The 19,637-nt window shown below is 38.5% G+C and carries 22 protein-coding genes; 15 read left to right on the top strand and 7 right to left on the bottom strand.

The window, feature by feature from the left end; genetic code table 11:
* Positions 1–127 precede the first annotated feature (127 nt).
* The 7 genes from nifX (at position 128) to RMX98_RS25070 (ending at position 3,523) form a co-directional block, all read left to right on the top strand.
* Positions 128–541: a nitrogen fixation protein NifX gene (nifX, locus tag RMX98_RS25100; protein ID WP_322681419.1), complete on the top strand. Its 414-nt coding sequence runs from the start codon at positions 128–130 to the stop codon at positions 539–541.
* Positions 538–1,014, top strand: a complete 477-nt coding sequence (locus RMX98_RS25095; protein WP_100900532.1) for a NifX-associated nitrogen fixation protein — start codon at positions 538–540, stop codon at positions 1,012–1,014. The genes nifX and RMX98_RS25095 overlap by 4 nt, the downstream gene beginning before the upstream one ends.
* A gap of 134 nt (positions 1,015–1,148) precedes the next feature.
* Entirely contained in the window at positions 1,149–1,364 is a 216-nt protein-coding gene (locus RMX98_RS25090) for a CCE_0567 family metalloprotein (RefSeq protein ID WP_322681496.1), read from the top strand.
* Positions 1,361–1,678: a nitrogenase-stabilizing/protective protein NifW gene (nifW, locus tag RMX98_RS25085; protein ID WP_229484040.1), complete on the top strand. Its 318-nt coding sequence runs from the start codon at positions 1,361–1,363 to the stop codon at positions 1,676–1,678. Before RMX98_RS25090 ends, nifW begins: the two co-directional genes overlap by 4 nt.
* Positions 1,679–1,688: 10 nt before the next feature.
* Complete coding sequence (locus RMX98_RS25080) at positions 1,689–2,486, top strand: HesA/MoeB/ThiF family protein (protein WP_322681420.1); 798 nt, start codon at positions 1,689–1,691, stop codon at positions 2,484–2,486.
* Between the two features lie 137 nt (positions 2,487–2,623).
* Positions 2,624–2,995 (top strand): iron-sulfur cluster assembly accessory protein, encoded by a 372-nt coding sequence (locus RMX98_RS25075; RefSeq protein ID WP_322681497.1) that lies wholly within the window; start codon positions 2,624–2,626, stop codon positions 2,993–2,995.
* 228 nt (positions 2,996–3,223) lie between these two features.
* A complete protein-coding gene (locus tag RMX98_RS25070) occupies positions 3,224–3,523 on the top strand; it encodes a 2Fe-2S iron-sulfur cluster-binding protein (RefSeq protein ID WP_069069799.1) in 300 nt (99 codons plus the stop codon).
* 410 nt (positions 3,524–3,933) lie between these two features.
* Here the strand turns inward: RMX98_RS25070 and RMX98_RS25065 are convergent, their stop codons facing one another.
* On the bottom strand, positions 3,934–4,143 hold the full coding sequence (locus tag RMX98_RS25065) for a molybdopterin-binding protein (RefSeq protein ID WP_322667910.1): 210 nt from the start codon (positions 4,141–4,143) through the stop codon (positions 3,934–3,936).
* Positions 4,144–4,439: 296 nt separating this feature from the next.
* Here RMX98_RS25065 and RMX98_RS25060 point away from each other — a divergent pair, with 296 nt between their 5' ends.
* The 5 genes from RMX98_RS25060 to RMX98_RS25040 all read left to right on the top strand — a co-directional run bounded on the left by RMX98_RS25060 (position 4,440) and on the right by RMX98_RS25040 (position 8,954).
* Positions 4,440–5,321 (top strand): AAA family ATPase, encoded by an 882-nt coding sequence (locus RMX98_RS25060; protein WP_322681421.1) that lies wholly within the window; start codon positions 4,440–4,442, stop codon positions 5,319–5,321.
* A 35-nt stretch (positions 5,322–5,356) separates the two neighbouring features.
* Positions 5,357–6,496, top strand: a complete 1,140-nt coding sequence (gene lysS, locus RMX98_RS25055; RefSeq protein ID WP_322681422.1) for a homocitrate synthase — start codon at positions 5,357–5,359, stop codon at positions 6,494–6,496.
* A gap of 327 nt (positions 6,497–6,823) precedes the next feature.
* Entirely contained in the window at positions 6,824–7,312 is a 489-nt protein-coding gene (locus tag RMX98_RS25050) for an ankyrin repeat domain-containing protein (protein WP_322681423.1), read from the top strand.
* Complete coding sequence (locus tag RMX98_RS25045; RefSeq protein ID WP_322681424.1) at positions 7,275–8,561, top strand: nitroreductase family protein; 1,287 nt, start codon at positions 7,275–7,277, stop codon at positions 8,559–8,561. The genes RMX98_RS25050 and RMX98_RS25045 overlap by 38 nt, the downstream gene beginning before the upstream one ends.
* Before the next feature lie 18 nt (positions 8,562–8,579).
* Complete coding sequence (locus RMX98_RS25040; RefSeq protein ID WP_322681425.1) at positions 8,580–8,954, top strand: hypothetical protein; 375 nt, start codon at positions 8,580–8,582, stop codon at positions 8,952–8,954.
* Positions 8,955–8,973: 19 nt separating this feature from the next.
* On the opposite strand, the gene RMX98_RS25035 is transcribed toward RMX98_RS25040, so the two are convergent.
* The 3 genes from RMX98_RS25035 to RMX98_RS25025 form a co-directional block, all read right to left on the bottom strand.
* Positions 8,974–9,447, bottom strand: a complete 474-nt coding sequence (locus RMX98_RS25035; RefSeq protein ID WP_322681426.1) for a hydrogenase maturation protease — start codon at positions 9,445–9,447, stop codon at positions 8,974–8,976.
* A gap of 196 nt (positions 9,448–9,643) precedes the next feature.
* Complete coding sequence (locus RMX98_RS25030; RefSeq protein ID WP_322681427.1) at positions 9,644–10,183, bottom strand: hypothetical protein; 540 nt, start codon at positions 10,181–10,183, stop codon at positions 9,644–9,646.
* 480 nt (positions 10,184–10,663) lie between these two features.
* Positions 10,664–11,086, bottom strand: coding sequence for a hypothetical protein (locus RMX98_RS25025; RefSeq protein WP_322681428.1), 423 nt, complete (start codon positions 11,084–11,086; stop codon positions 10,664–10,666).
* A gap of 577 nt (positions 11,087–11,663) precedes the next feature.
* Here RMX98_RS25025 and RMX98_RS25020 point away from each other — a divergent pair.
* The gene (locus RMX98_RS25020; RefSeq protein WP_322681429.1) at positions 11,664–14,330 is read left to right on the top strand and encodes an ATP-binding protein; all 2,667 of its coding nucleotides are present in this window, start codon (positions 11,664–11,666) and stop codon (positions 14,328–14,330) included.
* A 186-nt stretch (positions 14,331–14,516) separates the two neighbouring features.
* On the opposite strand, the gene RMX98_RS25015 is transcribed toward RMX98_RS25020, so the two are convergent.
* The 3 genes from RMX98_RS25015 to RMX98_RS25005 form a co-directional block, all read right to left on the bottom strand.
* Entirely contained in the window at positions 14,517–15,218 is a 702-nt protein-coding gene (locus RMX98_RS25015) for a helix-hairpin-helix domain-containing protein (protein WP_322681430.1), read from the bottom strand.
* A gap of 24 nt (positions 15,219–15,242) precedes the next feature.
* Positions 15,243–15,584 carry an NINE protein gene (locus tag RMX98_RS25010; protein ID WP_322681431.1) on the bottom strand — a complete coding sequence of 114 codons (342 nt, stop codon included), beginning with the start codon at positions 15,582–15,584 and terminating at the stop codon, positions 15,243–15,245.
* An 829-nt stretch (positions 15,585–16,413) separates the two neighbouring features.
* Positions 16,414–16,809 (bottom strand): hypothetical protein, encoded by a 396-nt coding sequence (locus tag RMX98_RS25005; protein ID WP_322681432.1) that lies wholly within the window; start codon positions 16,807–16,809, stop codon positions 16,414–16,416.
* A 393-nt stretch (positions 16,810–17,202) separates the two neighbouring features.
* Here RMX98_RS25005 and RMX98_RS25000 point away from each other — a divergent pair, with 393 nt between their 5' ends.
* Both RMX98_RS25000 and RMX98_RS24995 read left to right on the top strand, forming a co-directional pair.
* Entirely contained in the window at positions 17,203–17,598 is a 396-nt protein-coding gene (locus RMX98_RS25000; protein WP_409880893.1) for a hypothetical protein, read from the top strand.
* A 209-nt stretch (positions 17,599–17,807) separates the two neighbouring features.
* On the top strand, positions 17,808–19,637 hold a 1,830-nt coding region (locus tag RMX98_RS24995; RefSeq protein WP_409881813.1), incomplete at its 3' end, for a tetratricopeptide repeat protein.

Raw genomic sequence — 19,637 nt, 5'->3', positions numbered from 1 at the left:
CCTGAACGTTTTCGTAGGGAAAAACACTAAATATGCAGATTTAGTTCTTCTTCCTGAATTCTGAATCCTGACTCCTGAATTCCTTCTTACCAATTCAAAATTCAAAACTTTAGAGAGGAGAAATACGATGAAAATAGCCTTCACGACGAGTGACCGAGTTCATATTAATGCTCACTTCGGATGGGCAAAAATGATTGATGTTTACGAAATTTCCGATGAGGGATATCACTTCGTAGAAACCCTCACCTTTGAAGGCGAACTCAAGGAAGATGGGAATGAAGACAAAATCACCCCAAAACTTGAAGCAATAGGTGACTGTACGATTATTTACGTAACAGCAATTGGTGGTAGCGCCGCCGCTCGGTTAATCAAGAAAGGTGTCACCCCAGTGAAGGCGCGATCGGAAGAAGAAGAAATTAGTGAAGTGCTAAATAAGCTAGTGAAAACCCTCAAAGGTAATCCTCCACCTTGGTTGCGTAAAGCTTTACAGCCAAAAACCACAAACTTTGCTGATGAAATCGAAGACGAAGCAACAGTATGACCGCAAATAATAGTGTTAACGGAACCGCTACAACTGAAGTCTTGAACTCACCTTTTCTTAAGGTATTAATCAAACAAATCCGTGGTCAAGATAGTTATGGAGTTTATCGTACTTGGTCGGATGAGTTGATTCTCAAACCCTTTATTGTCACCAAACAAAAGAAACGGGAAATATCCGTTGAAGGCGAAGTTGATGCGGTAACTCAAGCCCGAATAATGGCATTTTTTCGAGCTGTAGCGGCTGGAATTGAACAAGAAACGGGTTTGATATCCCAGGTTGTAGTTGATTTGAGCCATGAAGGATTTGGCTGGGCGCTAGTTTTTTCTGGTCGTCTTTTGCTAACTGTGAAAACTTTGCGAGATGCTCATCGCTTTGGTTTTGACTCCCTAGAGAAATTAGCAGAAGAGGGAGAAAACTACGTCAAAAAAGGTCTTGATTTGGCGAAACGCTTTCCTGAAGTTGGCAAAATCTAACAATTTTAGATTTTGGATTTTGGATTTTGGATTCAAGTTTTAATCATTAATCTCATCACTATTTGATTAAAACAATATCATCCAATCCAAAATTTAAAATCTAAAATCCAAAATCCAATGTGGAGTGGCTGATTGTGCAAGCAGAAGAAACGAGTATTGAGGAACTACAAGGACAAATCAGACGGCTCAACAGCAAAGCAGGTCAAATGAAAATGGATCTGCATGATTTAGCTGAAGGTCTGCCAACAGATTACAACCAACTTATGGATGTTGCCGCCGCAACTTATGAAATCTATCGCCAATTAGATGAACTTAAGCAACATCTGAAAAAATTGGAGAATGCAAAATGACTGGAACTATTGATGAATTCAAGAAACTTGTAGATGCAGAAGAATTTTTTCAATTCTTTAACATGTCCTACGACTTAGAAGTTGTGAATGTAAATCGTCTACATATTCTGAAAAAGTTTTCTCAATATATGCAGGAAATTGATGATAATTCTCCTGACTTGAATCAAGAAGAGAGACTAAATCAATATTCTTTGGCTTTGCAAAAAGCTTATCAGGTATTTGTCGAATCAACACCTCACGAACAAAAGCTGTTCAAAGTGTTTAACGACAAGCCGAAAAATGTAGTCACACTGACAGAAATCACTTCTGATTAGGAGGTATAAATTGGTTAACCTAACGCCTACCGAATTAGAACGCTATCGTCGCCAAATGATGCTTCCGAATTTTGGCGAAACAGCACAGAAGCGCCTGAAGTCAGCGACAGTTTTGGTTACGGGTGTGGGGGGATTAGGCGGTACGGCGGCGCTTTACTTAGCAGTAGCGGGCGTTGGGCGGCTAATCTTAGTCCGGGGTGGTGACTTGCGGCTAGATGATATGAATCGTCAAGTTCTCATGACTGATGATTGGGTAGGTAAGCCAAGGGTATTCAAAGCTAAAGAAACTCTGGATGCGATTAATCCTGATGTCCAAGTGGAAGCTGTTCATGATTACATCACCCCGGAAAATGTAGATTCGTTAGTGCAATCTGCCGATATGGCTCTTGATTGCGCCCACAATTTTACAGAGCGCAATTTGTTAAATGAAGCCTGTGTGCGATCGCGTAAGCCAATGGTAGAAGCCGCCATGAATGGGATGGAGGCTTACCTGACAACGATTATTCCTGGTGTGACTCCTTGCTTGTCTTGTCTGTTTCCAGAAAAGCCTGATTGGGATCAGCGCGGCTTTTCAGTTTTAGGCGCTGTTTCTGGGACACTCGCTTGTTTAACAGCACTGGAAGCTATCAAGTTGATCACTGGGTTTAGTCAGCCTCTATTGTCGCAATTGCTGACAATCGATTTAAATCGGATGGAATTTGCTAAACGCCGTTCTCACCGCGATCGCTCTTGTCCAGTATGCGGTAATAGTGCGCCTTGGAGACACGCGCAATCCAATTCGATGGAACCCACAGTCAATAGTCATTAGTCATTGGTCACTTGTACTGAGCGAAGCCGAAGTATTGGTCATTAGTAAATAACAAATGACAAAGGACAAAGGACAAATGACAAATGACAACCCCACCTGAAATCAGAACAACTAATCGCTACAAATCAGGAGAACTAATGGCCGTTATTTTATCAGAAAAAGCAGAATTTCATCTGCGGGCATTCCTTAAAGGTTCCGCACCCGACGCTGATGGCGCAACTAAAGGTGTCCGCATCTCTGTAAAAGATGGTGGTTGCAGTGGCTATGAATATGCGATCGATATCACCAGCAAGCCCCAACCAGATGATTTAGTAAGTCAGCAAGGCAAAGTGCTGGTTTACGTTGATGCTAAAAGTGCGCCCTTATTAGACGGAGTTATCGTTGACTTTGTTGAGGGAGTGATGGAAAGCGGTTTTAAATTCATCAACCCTAATGCAACTGATACCTGCGGTTGTGGAAAGTCTTTTAAAGCAGGTGACTGTACGCCTACTGGTGTACCTTGCAGCTAACATCATTTCGTTAGTGCTAAGTCAATTGTAGAGACTTCTCATAAACGCACTCCGCAGAGTTTCAATGCTCTTGAGGTAGCTTCTAGTTCGCTTTGCACCCCTTATCTCTATGAAAAAGCTAACTAAACTTAGCATCTCTGTCAGAAGAAGGGAAGCAAAAAGTAGGATAGGTTGCTCAAAAAATTCGGAAATTAGACCAACTGTATAACGTTTGAGGAGAATCTGAAAATGGCTTCCTACCAAGTTAGATTAATCAACAAAAAAGAAGACATCGACACCACAATTGAAGTTGACGAAGAAACCACCATCTTAGAAGCAGCAGAAGAAAATGGTATTGAGTTGCCCTTTTCATGTCATGCAGGCTCTTGCTCTAGCTGTGTTGGTAAAGTTGTCGAAGGTGAAGTTAATCAAGACGATCAAAACTTTTTAGATGACGATCAGGTTTCTAAAGGATACGCTCTACTTTGTGTAACTTATCCTCGTTCTAATTGCACAATTAAAACACATCAAGAAGCATATCTGGTCTAAATTATTACTTTGGTTGCGAAAGGCAGCAACCAAATAAAAAATGAAGGATGAAGGATGAAAATATACTTCCTTCCTCCTTTCACAATTCCTAATTTATCATTAAAATATTTACCTGTTTTAGTATTATTGCCTGTTCATTAGAATTATTGAGAATCGAGAGCGGCGAATCGTAACTTTTTCTAAAACTCAAAATAAAGCAATCTTAAAAAAAATTGTCTTAATAAAAATAATAAGAGGAACTCATATCAGGTTGTAACAAGATTTTTTCTCTTTTATCCTCAATCTTGATAACATAGATTTTGTCCTATATTTATAAAGTATTCGAGCAATTTATGTTATCTAATTGTATAAATAAATGCAATTTTATATAAAAAAATAGAGTGGCTTACAAAGGAAGCCTACTCTATTTTTTAATCAACAGCAACTATCACATCTGATGATTTAATCACAGCATAAGCTTGCTTACCTTCTGCAAGTGATAGCTTTTCTGCTGATGATTTTGTGATGATTGACACTAACTCTACTCCTGGCGCTAGTTCTAAAGTTATCTCAGTATTAACTGAACCATGTACAACTTTTTTGACAGTACCCTTCAGAGAATTACGAGCGCTAATTTCCATGTTTTTAATCCACTAATTTGAACTATTTATACTTTAGTAAGTTAGCAAGTTTTGATTTTAAAAATAGCTTTTATTAAGATATCTTAATAACTTTTAAATAACCTTATTTGTTTGAGAAGCATTACGCGAATAAGTGGGATGGTCATTTGCTCCAAAAAGTAAAATAAAAAATTTAAAAAAATAACTATTGATGTATATTATCATCAACTTAAGATAGCTATTTTCTTATGTGTAAATACTGAGGTATTAGTATGATTGCATCTCTATAATAACTAGTTTAAAAAGAGGCTCATATTGTGCAGAATCGAGTTAATACAACAAGGCAAAATCTATTTTTTGAACACTTAAGTCCAGGTGTAGGTGTAGGATTTCCTGTTCCTAAAGACTGGTTGCCAATAACAAGTTTTCCTTTGCTAATCATAGTAGGTATGACGGGCATGGGAAAAAGCACGATCGCAAAAGCTTTGGCTGAAGAAGGCTTGGATTTTACACTTTTACCTAATCGTCGTATTTTAACCGAACGCTTAATAATTGCGCCAATGTTAAAAATGCAAGAGAAACTCATGCAACCCCATTGCCGGATTAAACGCCTAACTTATACTCGCCTTTATCGAGAATACTTTCCCGGTGGAATGGGTCACATTTTAGCTTCGCTACATATTAATCCACAACAAGTCAACTCTATGTTAGTTTTCGATAGTTTACGTGGTGAAAATGAGATTCACTATGCAGCTAAAGCTTTAAAAAATGCTAAATTTGTCATGTTGACTGCACCAAATACAGTACGTTTGGAAAGACTTTTAAAACGTCATGATTCTTTCGATTGGATTGCTAATCAAGAGTTAGATGATAATAGGCAAGCTCTTCCAGAAGCACTGACAAACTTTGCTAGTTTGGGCGTACCAGAAGCTTCTGCTTATTTTACTCCTAAAGAAGAACAAGAAATCTTAGAACTTGTAGGTAAACAAGTTGTCACAGGTGTAGAATTGCGGGACAAACTAAAAATATTTGTCGAAGAAAGTCAGAACTATGATTCAGTTTTGACGAAACAGATTTTAGAAGCGATGGATACGAGCGATCGCTCTCTTATAATTGATACTATAGTCAGTCCTCAAGAATCAGCCAAAGCAATTATTTCTCGATTATGCAAATCTGCTAATATAAAAACTGATAAGTGAATATCCTTAGTCAGAATTACTATAGGGATTGCTCAATGTCGCTATCTGAATTTGCAATTGTAGAAAGTACTCTCCGTGAAGGTGAACAATTCGTCAAAGCCAATTTTTCTTCAGATGATAAAGTCGAAATTGCTGAAGCCCTTGCTGCATTTGGAGTGGAATATATAGAGTTAACCTCACCAATTGCTTCACCTCAGTCTAGACAAGACTGTGAAAGATTGGCTCAGTTAGGCTTGCCATCCAAAATATTAACTCACATTCGCTGTCACTTAGAAGATGCTAAAGTTGCTTTAGCAACAGGCGTAGCTGGGATTAATTTAACTATTGGTAGTTCTTCTTTGATGCGTCAGTTCAGTCATGGTAAAAATATTAATCAAATTATTGATTTAGCATCTGAAGTTTTAACTTTTATTCATCAGCAAGCACCTGATATTGAGTTACGGTTTTCGGCTGAAGATTCGTCACGTACTTCTATAAAAGATTTAATCACAATTTATTCCGAGATTGAAAAATTAGGAATTGTCAAACGTATAGGAATTGCCGATACAGTAGGAATTATTACGCCAATGCAAGTATTTGAATTAGTGAAGACTTTGCGCCAGTTCACTAATTTAGATATTGAATTTCACGGTCATAATGATACAGAATGTGCAAATGCTAACAGTTATACAGCACTGGAAGCGGGAGCAACTCATATTGACACTTGTGTTCTGGGAATTGGTGAGCGTAATGGTATTACCTCACTAGCTGGATTCATCGCTAGGTTATATGCCACAAATCCAGAACAGATTAAGTCGAAATATCGCTTAGATCGACTTGGTTACTTGCATGAATTAGTTGCGAGAAAAGTTGGAATTTCTATTCCTTTTAACCACTGTGTTTTTGGTGAGAGTGCTTTTAGTCATAAAGCTGGGATTCATACCAAGGCTATGCTTAATAACTCTGAGACTTATGAAGCTATTAATCCCAGGAGTTTTGGTGTAACGCGCTCAATTTTAATCAATCATAAATTGGCTGGAAAACAGGCGGTTAATCACCGAGCTAATGAATTAGGACTTTCCTTTAATTTATCCCAGCTTAAAGATATTACCAATATGCTAAAAACTTTAGCTGACAAACAAAATCTTACTATCGAAGATGTAGACAAGATTTTATATTCTTATCATTGCCAATAAATTTAAAACTATACACACTTACTACTCAAGTGCAGATCCTCGACTTATTGAAGAAGTCGGGGATCTAAATCCACTTATATCTGCTATTAATCTATTTTATAAAAGAAAACTGTAAAAATTACTGCTTTTCTATTATTTTTCCAGCTTTTTTAACAAGAATGTTCGCTGTTCTTTAGAAATAATTCATAATTTAAACTTATAAAATTGATAGCATATATGTAAGTTAAAAGGATTTAAATAGCATTTTGGCAAAAATGGTGAGCATTGCTCACCATTCTATTTGTGAAGCAAATTTATATTATTAAAAAAGTTAAATTAGGAGTAATTATGAATCGAACCAACAGTCAAAGTTTGAGTGAAGTAACAACTCAATGGTTAATAGCAAAAGGCTACAATCTTAATGATTTAAATCAGCCGGGTGAAAATGGCGATACAGCTTTGATGAAAGCGACAAGAGAAGGAGTTTATACAGTCGTCAAAGAACTAATTGATGCTGGTGCAGATATCAATGCTCGAAATAGCGATCGCAACAATGCTTTGTGGTTTGCTTGTTTTGGTAATTACTACGATTTAATTAATTTACTGTTGGCTCATAACATTGACATTAACAACCAAAATGATAACGGTGCAACTGTTTTAATGTACGCAGCATCAGCCGGAAAAACAGAAGTTGTCAAGTTACTTTTACAACACGATCCTAATTTATATTTAAAAAATTTAGACGATTATAAAGCAATAGATTTTGCTAGCAACGTAGAAGTTTTAAGGATACTTAAAAATGCCATCAAGTCAGATATCGGGCAAAGCTTATCATGACGCTACCAAGCATTCTTACTTATCGGTACAACTCGATCCCAATTATGTAGATGCTTCAACACAGCCATCTTCATTTAAAGTTTATCCTAAGTTTTATCGGAGAGTGAAATTAAATCTCAATAATCCTGTACATGCTTTTATCTCATTAACCAGTGCGATAACACTAGAAAAAGTATATAAAGATGGCCCATTAAAACTGCGAGTAAATCCATCAGCAGGCGCTCTGTATCCTACGGAAGTTTACGTACAGGTTCGCGGCATTGAGGGAATAATAAATGGTATATACCATCTAGAAGTTGAGAATAATTGTCTAACTCTCATCTATGAATTAATTGATGATGGATTAGAGAATTATATTATACCGGATAAAAGTATCAACGGATTCATCTTTTTAATCAGTTGTGTTTATTATAGGTCTAGCTGGAAATATCAAAATAGAAGCATAAGATATTGCTTCTTAGATAGCGGACACCATTTAGGTGCAGTCACCGCTTCAGCTTTTCTCTACAACCGAGATATACAACTAGTTTTTGACTTTGATAAACTCACTCTTAATTCGGATTTGGGATTTGAGAATAAAGAGTTTATCACTGCTTGTGCGGTGTCAGGAGAAGTACAAGACAAGAAAATCAGACGCTTAAGGCTGAAAGTTCCTTTTGTCTCTGGTACTGATTATTTTGAATCCAATCAATTTATTGAAGATGCCTATCAAGCAACTGCTCTAGAAAAGAGTCGTCAGCAAAAATTAGAGTATCCTCAATTTGATTTCGATCGGGATAAATTTTACCAAACTGTTTGGCATAGACGTTCTATTAGACGTTTCCGGAAAGAGGCTATTTCTCAAGAAGATTATTTATATGTAGTGCAACAACTTCAACAGTCAATACCGACAGAAAACTATGAGGAAATAGAAATTTACTCAGTGGTGCATCGAGTAGAAGGAATGACATCTGGGTTATATAGAGGTACACATCTGGTTAAAACGGGTAATTTTAGTGAAAAGACAGGTTACTTATGTATTAATCAGGCTATTGCTAGAGATAGCGCTGTAACTTTATTTTTTGTGTCAGATTATTTAAATTATCAAACTGCTATGCAAATAGCTGGTTTTCTCGGACAAAGACTTTATTTAACTAGTAATTATTTGGGAATTCACTGTAGTGGAATTGGTGCTTATTATGATGACGAAACCCAAGAATTATTAGAAACAAATAAAGATGTACTTTATGGAATGGTGATTGGAATATAAGCAGGAACCGAAACAGAGATGACTAGAAAAATGTATTACTTAAATGGTGATGATTCACATCCTATACAACCGACATCTGCGGATATTATACTGCGGCAACAATTAGAGTATTCTATTAGCAGATACTTTTATGACGCTTGCGATCGCACAATTCAAAATCTTCTATCTACTTGTCGGTGGTATGTCACAACCCATGCCAATGCTCTAACATTGGTAATTGAATGTCCCGATCAAGTTACTAATTGGCGTGTTCTGCAAAAAATCGTGCCAATGGGGACATTGCTATACGGAATTGTTAACAGTGCGAAAATCCGTGTTTGTCCGCCGGAGAGTCAAGGCGTACCTTTTGAAATGAGGGTAGATGAACTTTCTGTTTATCGGGATTGGGCTTGATTCGATTTTGGATTGTTAATTAAAAGTTGATATTCTGGCTGATAAGTGCAGCTACCTCTTCAAAAACTAAATCAGCAGAATGTTTGACAACAGGACTTAACTCTAGTCCCAAACCAAGATTTGCCGCCTCAATTAAATAAACTGTCACATCTTCAGGAAAATCATTTTGAAAGATTTTCCGTCCGGCGGCTAAAGCATTATCCCAACGAAAATCGTGCAAGTTATAACTAGGTTCGGGCATTGCTTCCAGTTCTTTTCCTGGAACTTTAAACACAGCACCTGGCTCAGAACCAGTTGAACTTGCATCAATAATTACTAATTGTTTACTACCTCTAGCTTGAAACATTACTTCCATCCCTGCGGTGCCACAGTCATATACTTGCACATGAGGATGAGGGTTTTGGGCTAGATATTTTTGTAAGCGTTGGGCAATGATTACGCCTACTGCGTCGTCATTGCGATTGAGATTGCCGCAACCAATAATAGTGAGCATGGGATAAATTTTATTCGCTTAGTCTATCGATCGCAAACTGGGGGCTAAGTTTGACGATCGCGTTGTATTGCTGGAATAGAGATAAATGAAAATTTAGAGATAGATGACTAATCAGGAATTCCAGAACCTTACATCCACCGCGATCGCGGTGGATGTAGGTAGTTCACTCTACAATGACAGCCCCCAGTCCGGCTTGTTACGGGTTGTGCGACAACGTGACGGGGAACTGGAGAAGCTGAGCAACGACCTGGTTCGGCGCTCCGACTGGCGCGAAGTCTACTGGTTGCTGTAACTGGTAAACGGCACCTTGCGGCGGAAACACCGTAAGGTTGTCGTTGAGCAGTGTAGCCGTCTTAGTGTTCGACAGCACAAGGGGCGGACCGCCGCCTGGTGGCTTCTCGATTGTCAGATTTAAATCCAGAAACATAGTCTGCCGAAAAGTCGGCGGCATATTCTTGGTAACTTCGAGCAGGCTGAGCGGCGTCTCGTCGATATCGTTCTGACTGATGGTAACCTTGCCGAGCACAGGACTATCAGCCGAGAACTCGAGGCCGATCACCTTTAGCTTAACGCCACCGAGACCACTTGCGAGGTTGGCCTCTACTCGCATTTTGATCCCTCCCCTAAAGTCCAGCGGAATGACCCCTAAGACATCCACTTTCAGCGGTATGTTTACCCCGTAGCCACTGATCGGGATCTCCAAACCGATCGGCGGAAGAAGTCCACCTAGCATCATAATGTTAACCTCTATCTTAAACTAGAAATGATTTGGTTGATTAGTTTGGCTTTTTTAAAAACCGTGTTCGTATCATCTAGCGATCGCTATTCAAGATGCAAGGACAGTTAAGACAGTTAAGACAGTTAATCAATCTTTTATATTGACTTAATATATACTTTATTGCTGCTTCATAATAGTATGGATGAAGATAAATTTATCGCTATCTAAAATAATTTATTTTCAGTTGGCTTTGAAAGAACAGCAATCAATTATTCATCGGATGAGATTGACAGCAATAAAATCAGAAATTATGTTTGTCTCATGCAAACATAATTATGAAATTTTTGACACTAAATTGTCGTGACTTTGAGCTTGTTCGTTCAAGACACTGCGATTACTTTAAGTTGTTATCATAATCTGCAAAATGCAGGGTTACACAAAAGGCTTTGGCTAATAGTATAGACAAAGCCTCTGAAGAAGTAACTTATCAGCAGGAAACTATAAAGCTACACCATGTTTCTTGGCAACTTCAGTCAGTTTATCATACTGATCTTGTGACACTTTAGTTAATATCTCTTCAGCCTGTTCTTTAGTACTTCCTTCTTTAGGAATTAAGTACTTGACATAAAGAGATACAAAATCAGCAGCGATCGCTAAACCAGATAAAGCATGTTGGTCTGCTTCTTTGCCTGCGATCGCAGCTACCAAACCGGCTTTAATGGGGTCTGGTTTAACTTTCATGAACTGCTCGACAAGTTTAGGAACGTAGTCTTCTGGTGGCAAGTTATCTAACTTACTTCTATCAGGAGTAAACTTACATTCTGCGGCTTGAGCTTGCTCTAAAACACACCATTCTATGTATTCTTGCAATGCTGCATCGGGAACGCGAGGGAGATAATTATGTAGCGCTAAATCAGACACAAGTTTACCGTGTAAATTGCTGTTTTATGCAAATGCATTAACGCCAGCCTAACGCACTGTTTCTCTAAGTTTTAGTGTGTTACGCTACGAGTTTTAAATAAATAGCTAAACAAGTAAAATATTTATAATTTTCATGAGATTAAATTAAGCTTTTAAACTAATACTAATTCTTTAGGAGGATGCATAAAAATAACGCTCCTGTCTGCGTCACCTCTTTGAACTCGTAAAGGTGAAAATAATGTGCAGCTTTACAAATAAGTGGAATAACTTTAGTTTTTTGTGATAGTGATGCAACACTATCACTCTGGAGAAAATATTTACTAAAGATTTTTGATAAATTTATTTCCCACTATCCATAGGTGACAAGTTAAGGCAAAATTATTTTTGTCAAGATCGCAATATTTGGCTGGTGAAATCTAAAAGTACAGTTAACTAACGTTTTGTTCTTTTACCAGAAGTGGTATATTGGCACTTGACCCGACCGAGTACAAACTATGCATAAGCCCACAGGACAAGCAACTCCAGGTGTTGTACTCAGTACTACAGTAGAGGAAGGGGTAGTAGAAGGAGTGGGCAAATGAACAAAAATACTGGGCAAGGTAATGTTTTTTCCCTATTTAAAGGCGTACCTCTAAGTTGCATCTTGGTAGCGTTGTTTATGCTACAAATCCTGCTAGCTGTGGGATTGACTGCATACTTATCAATCCATAATGGGCAAAAAGCAGTTAATGAGATAACTAGCGAATTGCGTTATGAAGTTGCTAATCGAGTAGAGCAAAATTTACAAACTTATCTGTCAACCCCGCGTCAGGTACTACGCGGTAATCAAAATATCATTAACATGGGGTTGCTGAAGATGGAAAATCTTGCAACCTGGGAGCCATACTTAATAGAGCAGTTAAAGATTTTTCCTGATGTGTTGGCAATAACTGCAAGCAATGAACAGCAAGAACACTTAACGGTAGAAAAGCTCGACGATCGCCAATTCTTACTCAAAAAAGCCGATAAGTCAACTGGGTACGACCTTTACACCTATAAAATTGATTCTCAAGGTCAACGTACTCAACTACCAGAGGTGATCAAAAACTATGATGCGCGATCGCTTCTTGATTATCAAACAGCAGTTACCGCCAAGAACTTCAGCTTTAGTCAGATTTTTACACCCCGCACTGAACCAACACTCCAGATTAGTGCTTCTCTTCCTATCTATAACCCCCAAGGTGAATTACTCGGAGTCAACAGCACTCTCATTCACTTATCAAAAATTGAGGATTTACTACAAAACATCAAAGTTGGTAAGTCTGGGCAAGTTTTTCTTATCGAGCGATCGGGGCTATTAGTAGCAACTTCCACCACCGACGAACCATTCCGTTTACAAAATGGTAAACCCATTAGGTTAGCAGCTTCCCAAAGTAGTAATTCTTTGACTCAAGCAACCGCTAAATATTTAGCAACTAAATTTAGTAACTTTGACCAGATTCAAAGTTTACAGCAACTAGATTTCTCCTTTGATGGCAAACGACAATTTTTAGAAGTTAGACCATTAGAAGGCAAACCAAATATCAGTTGGTTAATAGTAGTAGCTGTCCCAGAAGCAGACTTTATGGGACAAATTAATCGCAATACTCAAACTACAATTTTTCTCTGTCTGGGAGCATTGGGACTAGCTATTATACTAGGAATTATCATCGCCCGTTGGATAACTCAGCCAATTTTGTCCTTCAGCACGGCGGCAAAAGATTTAACCGATTTTACCAATGGCGAAGACTCAGTGGTAAAAGTACAGGGTATTAAAGAAATAGAGATACTGAATAAATCTTTCAACGAAATGGCGCAGCAGTTACGCAAAACTTTTACTGCGCTGACTACCAAAAATCAAGAGTTAGAATTGCAAGTTAAACAGAGAACTCAAGAATTACAGCAAGAGATTCAAGAACGCGTCAACAGTGAGCAAAAACTGCGCCAGCATCATCGAGTACTGGCAGAACTGGCAAATCACAAAGCGCTTTTTGAAGGAAATCAGGAAACAGCATTTAAAGTTATTACAGAAAAAGCAGCAAATGCCTTAGAAGTAGAGCGAGTTGGCGTGTGGTTATTTAATAACGATGCCTACGACGGGCTGCGCCAACGCACCAAACTAAAATGTATAAGTCTTTATGAACGTAGCAAGCAAAAACATTCGGCAGGTTTAGAACGCAACTTTCTAAATTATTTAAGCTACTTTAAAACCTTGGCAGCTTTGAGTACCATCGTCGTCACCGACACTCGCACCGATTCACGAGTACAAGAATTATGGGATGAATTTCTAGAACCAAATAACATTGTATCCCTGATAGATAGTTCTGTTTGGGTTGGGGGCGAAATGGTGGGAACAGTATTATATGAGCAGATAGACACCTCCCGAACATGGGAACTGAGTGAGCAAAACTTCGTTAGTGCAATTGCGGAATTTGTCGCCCTGACTTTAGAAGTATGCGATCGCAAACGTGCAGAATCTGCTCTGCGTGAGGCGAAAGAAGCTGCGGAAGTGGCAAATCGCGCTAAAAGCACCTTTTTAGAAAACATCAACCACGATCTGAGAACTCCCTTAAACTCAATTTTGGAAATCACAGAAGCACTCCAAGATGAAGTGTACGGCCCTGTGAGTGAAGAACAGCACCAGTCTCTAAATCTGGTCGAATCTAGCGGTAAAAACTTACTAGAATTGATTAACCAGATCCTTGACCTTACCAACACCGAATCTAGCAAAATAGAACTGCAATTAACTACTACTTCAATTCAGGAATTATGTGACTCCAGCCTGAATTTTGTCAAACATCTAGCCTTCCAGAAAAATATCCGGTTGAGGGCAGAAATACCTGAAGAACTCGAACCCATCGAAGTAGATGAAAGTCGCATCCGCCAAGTATTTATCAACTTGTTGACTAACGCCATCAAGTTTACTAGAGAAGGAGGCGAAGTTTGGATTGAAGTCCAGCCAAATTCTACAAATGAATATATCTTTTTCAGCGTCGTAGATACGGGTATTGGTATGCTTTCCGATGACCTTTTCAAATTATTTCAACCTTTTGTGCAGGTTGAAAATTCATCTACCAATCGTTCTACAGGTACTGGTTTGGGATTAGTGATGGTACAAAAAATTGTCGAGTTGCACGGAGGAACTGTTCATGCCGAAAGTCAGTTAGGAAAAGGCAGCCGATTTACGGTAAAGCTTCCTTGGAAAAAGGCTAGACAATTGGGTTGAAACAGGCATAGCCCGCATTTCTCACAATGAGGGGATATTGGGCAGAGGGGCAGAGGGGATTGAACAAGGCACATTGAACTCTCCTCTGCTCCCCTGCTCCCCTGCTCCCCTGCCCCCTGCCCCCTGCCATCTTAATAATAAGTCTTTAACCGGACACGATATTATCTCTTTAAATCAGGATGATCTTTAAGCTATGTGGCGATAAGTAGTAAAAGGTAATCCAGTGCGCTGCTTCACCTCAATCAAGGATTTATACTCACCTCGTTGCTGCCTTTCTGTAACAATTTGTTCTGCGATCGCTCCATCCAGTCCACAAGCAATCAATTCTGGAGTTGAATATGTGTTTAATCGTTTCCAAGAAAAATCAGCTTCTTTTTTGTAGTTGTAGCTAAAAGTAATCAGTGGTGTAATTCGAGCTACCTGCTTTTCAGGAATTCCGGCTATTTCTATTAACTCTTCTACATGAGTGAAAACATATCCCTCATTCATCAAAGATTCGATATTATTTGCATAAACTATCGGTAGCCCTAAATAATTAACTAGTTCATGTTTAGAGCATTCATTAATATCTATTTTATCACGAGTGCTAGCAACTAACTTTGCTAGCTCTTGTTCTTCAGGAACTGGTAAATTTTTGGGATATATTTTGATTAAATAAGATTTTTTGAGGTAGAAAGCAACACCAATTTGAGCCATCCAGATCGGAAAGGCTAAACTATTTGCAGAGAAAGCCAGAGCTAAAGTAGATATGCTAATTCCTATTCCAATCCAAGTATTAGTTTTGGATTTGTAACCTGCATATACAATAGCAAATCCCCCTAATGTTGGAATTAATGATAACCACACCCAAGCAGGAGTTTGTTGAAACCAAGATTTAGATTGTGACACGGTAAATCAAATGATAATTTGGATTTACAAAGATTTCAGAAGGTTTTGCCGTTTTTCTTCATACTCTTCTGCGGTAATAATCCCAGAATCAAAAAGAGTTTTTAAATCAGCTAGCGCACTGGTTGCATCTTTAGCAGATACTGCTCCACCTGCGCTGACCATATTCTGGTTATATTTTGTATTGAATTCGGTGTCTGACATTAAAACTAGCACAAAGAACTCAACAAAGGCTATTAAAGATGGTATACAAGTCCAGAAAAACAATAAATACAAAATACCTGCGACATTTTGTCCTAAATAAAATTTGTGAATTCCCAACCATCCGCCAAAAAAGCAAAGCAGAATTGCTGTAGATTTAGTCCTCATGGTACTTCCTTATTTAATTAACTTTAATAAATATCTATTGGCATACAATACAAGCCATTGTTTAAGTTTCCTAATTATTTATCTGTTTTACTAGTGATTTTTTCCGACATCAAATAAAAAATGATGATACATAGCTGAGATTCCATTAATACTAAATATCCTTTGACTATGTAGTTAATATCTAGGTTAGAAGTGAAATAAAATATTAGAGAACCAATTGCTATGTATGGCAATAAACGCAACTGATTAAATTTGAATTTTAGTTTTTGGTTATTCAAGTTGTTCATTGCAGATAAATTACTTATAGAGGAATGTTATTTGATTTATGTTCGTGCAGGGTGGTGTAGGAGGGAATAGGGAATAGGGAATAGGGAATAGGCAATAGGCAATAGGTATTAGGCATTAAGTAATAGGCATTAGGCAATAGTCAAGGAACCTCTTTGAGTTGTACTGAAGTTTTTCAGAAATCAAATATGAGTCCTATTAACAATTGATTAGTCTGTGCAAAGTTGTTTGTTTAACAGACATCGAGCCTATTTAAAGGTATTTTAGTTAGTTTCTCTCTGTTAAACCTCACGAAATTTACCGAATTTACTTTTGGTTGCATCAATAGAGTTACGTAAGCTTTCTGTTGACTAAAATAAACTACCAAGTAAACAAATCATCCAACTTTTACTTTTATTCTTGTTCTAAACAACAAAATGATGCAAAATTCAAGCATGATAGCGATTAGCACTTTTTATTCCACTTTGCATAACTCCTATTCATGCCTAAATTATTGCTACAGGCTGTGTTTTAGTAGCCCAAAAATTGAATAAAAAGGCGCTTTTTATGCAGTTTTATCAGTCTTAATGGCTGCTTCTTCTGAAGTTGCTCTCAAGCGTGTCGCTGTGCTTTTGCGGATGCGATCGCTTTTGCGAACACCACCCGCCATTTGATATTCATGGCTGTCTTTGCCGTATTTAAAAGCAACTCCAAGGAGCATTTTTTCTGTCAAGTCGCTCAAAGTTGTTTCTAACTCTTTCATCTCATTTTTGTAAGAGTCAATCACAGCTAAAGTAGTATTATAAGCTTCTATTTTGCTACGATACTGCTGAATTATTTGTGTGATATTTTGCAAGTTGCGATTGTCCCCAAAATCCATACTCGGATCAATTGCTTTGAGTCCTGACATTCTCAATTCAGCTTTTTCTAGAACGCGATATGTACGCTTTTGACGAGGCATAATTATGCTCTTTTTATTGTGTTCTAAAGCTAGCTTGCCTTACTTCAGCTTAATTTTGGTTGAGTAAAATCCACAAACTTGGTGTTTAATGTAACGATAGACTCAGCAATATCCACTAAAATTATGATATTTGTAACGAAAATCGTAGTGGTGGTAACTAAACTCGTTATTTTAGTAACTTAAAGCGCGATGTTAGTGGTGATTTTTAGTAACGGCAATTGGTTTCAATGCAAAAAGCTTAGATATCACACGCAATATATTGAGAAAGTAATGCTGAACTATGCAAAATTTGTAACGCTGAGTAGAATATGGGTTTTTTAAGTTAGTTGCGGAATTTAGAACAAAAGCAGTGTGTTAATAAGTAAATAGGATGCACATAGTCAAGGCAGGATTATGATACTTGAAACTGCGGCGATCGCTGTTGGCACTATAATAGCTACCAAAGCCTTAGAAAAAACAACCGAAAAGGTGACAGAAACTTTAGTGGATAAGACTGGCAAGTTTCTCGTCACCCTGAAAAAACAATCTCCCCAGACTGTAGTTGCTATAGAGAAAGCACCAGAACAACCACTCGATTATGGCAAGGCTGTATTAGAGGTGCAATCGGCTGCTAAAGCTAATCCAGAAGTGGCTCAAGCTATGCAAGAATTGGCAGATGCAGCTAAAGCAGAACCAAATCCTAAATTGGCTGAAATTCTGGCTATGCCTAACCTAGAGAAATTGGCAGATAAAATTGGTCAGGTTGTTATGCCAGGTGGGACAGGTAATATTGAAAATATGTCTTTTTAATCTAAAAATTAAACATGATTCTCAATTAATCCGCCAGCCCACCCAGAAATAAATTTCCGGGCTAATAGCTAAAGTCCACTCAAGTGGACTAAAAATTTTTTTCTTAGTCTTCTTTAGAAGACTTTAGCTATTAGCCTTAGAATTCATTCTGAGGCGGGTGTTGCAACTGATGCAAAATTTAAGTGTAACGGCATTTAACTTTACTATCTATGCCTGAAGACTCCGGGAAGTTTGCCGACAAAGTTGGCGCTTTCGCCGCCCCTGGTTCTCAAGTTAATATTGGGACTCAAATTATTGAAGGGCAGAAACAGCTAACTCCTACAAAATCTATTCCTGGTGGTTCCGTCAATTTCGTCGGGCGAGAAACGGAATTGGCAACGCTGCATGAAAATTTGCAGCGCAAAGACTATGTAGCAATAGCGGGAATGGGAGGCGTAGGCAAAACTGAATTAGCCACCCAATACGCCAGACGATATCAACAAGATTATGGCGGCATTGCCTGGTTTAACGACAGAGAAACCAATCTCGCCGCCGAAGTTTTAGAGTTTTTCCGGTTGCAGTTCGGTTTTGAGATTCCCCAAGAGTTAGCAGGAAGATTTTTAAGCCTTAAAGAACAAGTCGCTTGGTATTGGTCTAAATATCCTAACTCCGTCTTGCCGATTTTAATCGTCTTTGATGATGTAACCGACCTAACTAACCTCCGCGAAGTCGTTCCCAAGGATAACCGCTTCCGAGTCTTAATTACTACTCGACTGCGAAATTTAGACCCAAATTTTATTCAAGAAATTTCTTTAGATGTTCTCTCGCCCCAAAAAGAACCAGGTAAAGCCTTAGAACTGTTAAAACGACTTTTGGGGGAAAAAGATCGGCGAGTTCAAAGCCAGCCACAAGCCGCAACCGCAATATGTGAATGTCTAGAATATTTGCCTTTGGGCATAGAGTTAGTTGGAGGTTATTTACTAAGCGACCCGGAAATATCTTTAGATATGATGTTTGGGCGATTGCAAGAACGTAAATTAGCAGAAGCAGCTTTACAAGACCGGGAAACTCTCAACTTAACTCAACTGGGAGTCAAAGCCGCCTTTGCTTTAACTTGGTCAGAACTCGACCCATTGGCGCAACAACTAGGAAAATTGTTGAGTTTATTTTCTCCTGCATTGATTCTTTGGGATTTGGTTATTTGGGTAGCGACAGGTGGAGAAGAAGCAGAAAATCAGGAAGAAAGACAGCTAACTTGGTCAGAAGATGAATTAAATGAAGCTAAAAAGCAACTCTACGGGCGTAACTTGCTGCAACAGGTAGAAGAAAGAGAAAGATGTTATAAAATTCATGCCCTAGTGCGGTGGTTTTTGCAAGAACAGTTAGCCGATGCTGGCGAAACTAAATCAGTTTTAGAAACAACCTTCGCCACTGCCATGATAGTTAAAGCCCAAAGGCTTCGCAATTCACCAACTTCTGAGCAAATTGGATTTTTCAGTTATTTTGTTTCCCATCTTGAGGACTTAGCACAACGTTTAATTGCAGAAATCGACAAGCAAGCAAAAGAGACACAAATAATTTCTCTAGAATCAATCCCAAACGATCAAGTAATTTGGGTATTTCTGGGAACAGGAAGGTTTTACGAGGGACAAGGATTATATAAATTAGCAGAACCTTGGTATGAAGAATGCGTAAATGTTTGCAAAGTTCTGTTTGATGGCGACCATCCCAATGTCGCTAGTAGCTTGAACAATTTAGCTTTACTCTACTATAGTCAAGGGCGGTACAGCGAAGCCGAACCCCTCTACAGCGATGCCCTGGCAATGACAAAGCGCCTGTTTGATAGCGACCATCCCAATGTCGCTAGTAGCTTGAACAATTTAGCAGAACTCTATCGTAGTCAAGGGCGGTACAGCGAAGCCGAACCCCTCTACAGCGATGCCCTGGCAATGACAAAGCGCCTGTTTGATGGCGACCATCCCGATGTCGCTAGTAGCTTGAACAATTTAGCTTTACTCTACTATAGTCAAGGGCGGTACAGCGAAGCCGAACCCCTCTAC

Source organism: Nostoc sp. DedQUE02 (assembly GCF_034531035.1).
GTDB lineage: Bacteria > Cyanobacteriota > Cyanobacteriia > Cyanobacteriales > Nostocaceae > Nostoc.
This window is presented reverse-complemented; position numbering and strand designations above follow the sequence as displayed.

Bases quoted from the DNA above. Each gene is read 5' to 3' on its own strand.
- RMX98_RS25070 (WP_069069799.1), top strand. From the start codon at position 3,224: ATGGCTTCCTACCAAGTTAGATTAATCAACAAAAAAGAAGACATCGAC.
- nifW (WP_229484040.1), top strand. From the start codon at position 1,361: ATGACTGGAACTATTGATGAATTCAAGAAACTTGTAGATGCAGAAGAA.
- RMX98_RS25040 (WP_322681425.1), top strand. From the start codon at position 8,580: ATGACTAGAAAAATGTATTACTTAAATGGTGATGATTCACATCCTATA.
- RMX98_RS25010 (WP_322681431.1), bottom strand. From the start codon at position 15,584: ATGAGGACTAAATCTACAGCAATTCTGCTTTGCTTTTTTGGCGGATGG.
- RMX98_RS25030 (WP_322681427.1), bottom strand. From the start codon at position 10,183: ATGATGCTAGGTGGACTTCTTCCGCCGATCGGTTTGGAGATCCCGATC.
- RMX98_RS25045 (WP_322681424.1), top strand. From the start codon at position 7,275: ATGCCATCAAGTCAGATATCGGGCAAAGCTTATCATGACGCTACCAAG.
- RMX98_RS25000 (WP_409880893.1), top strand. From the start codon at position 17,203: ATGATACTTGAAACTGCGGCGATCGCTGTTGGCACTATAATAGCTACC.
- RMX98_RS25050 (WP_322681423.1), top strand. From the start codon at position 6,824: ATGAATCGAACCAACAGTCAAAGTTTGAGTGAAGTAACAACTCAATGG.
- RMX98_RS25075 (WP_322681497.1), top strand. From the start codon at position 2,624: ATGGCCGTTATTTTATCAGAAAAAGCAGAATTTCATCTGCGGGCATTC.
- nifX (WP_322681419.1), top strand. From the start codon at position 128: ATGAAAATAGCCTTCACGACGAGTGACCGAGTTCATATTAATGCTCAC.
- lysS (WP_322681422.1), top strand. From the start codon at position 5,357: ATGTCGCTATCTGAATTTGCAATTGTAGAAAGTACTCTCCGTGAAGGT.
- RMX98_RS25005 (WP_322681432.1), bottom strand. From the start codon at position 16,809: ATGCCTCGTCAAAAGCGTACATATCGCGTTCTAGAAAAAGCTGAATTG.
- RMX98_RS25095 (WP_100900532.1), top strand. From the start codon at position 538: ATGACCGCAAATAATAGTGTTAACGGAACCGCTACAACTGAAGTCTTG.
- RMX98_RS25020 (WP_322681429.1), top strand. From the start codon at position 11,664: ATGAACAAAAATACTGGGCAAGGTAATGTTTTTTCCCTATTTAAAGGC.
- RMX98_RS25065 (WP_322667910.1), bottom strand. From the start codon at position 4,143: ATGGAAATTAGCGCTCGTAATTCTCTGAAGGGTACTGTCAAAAAAGTT.
- RMX98_RS25035 (WP_322681426.1), bottom strand. From the start codon at position 9,447: ATGCTCACTATTATTGGTTGCGGCAATCTCAATCGCAATGACGACGCA.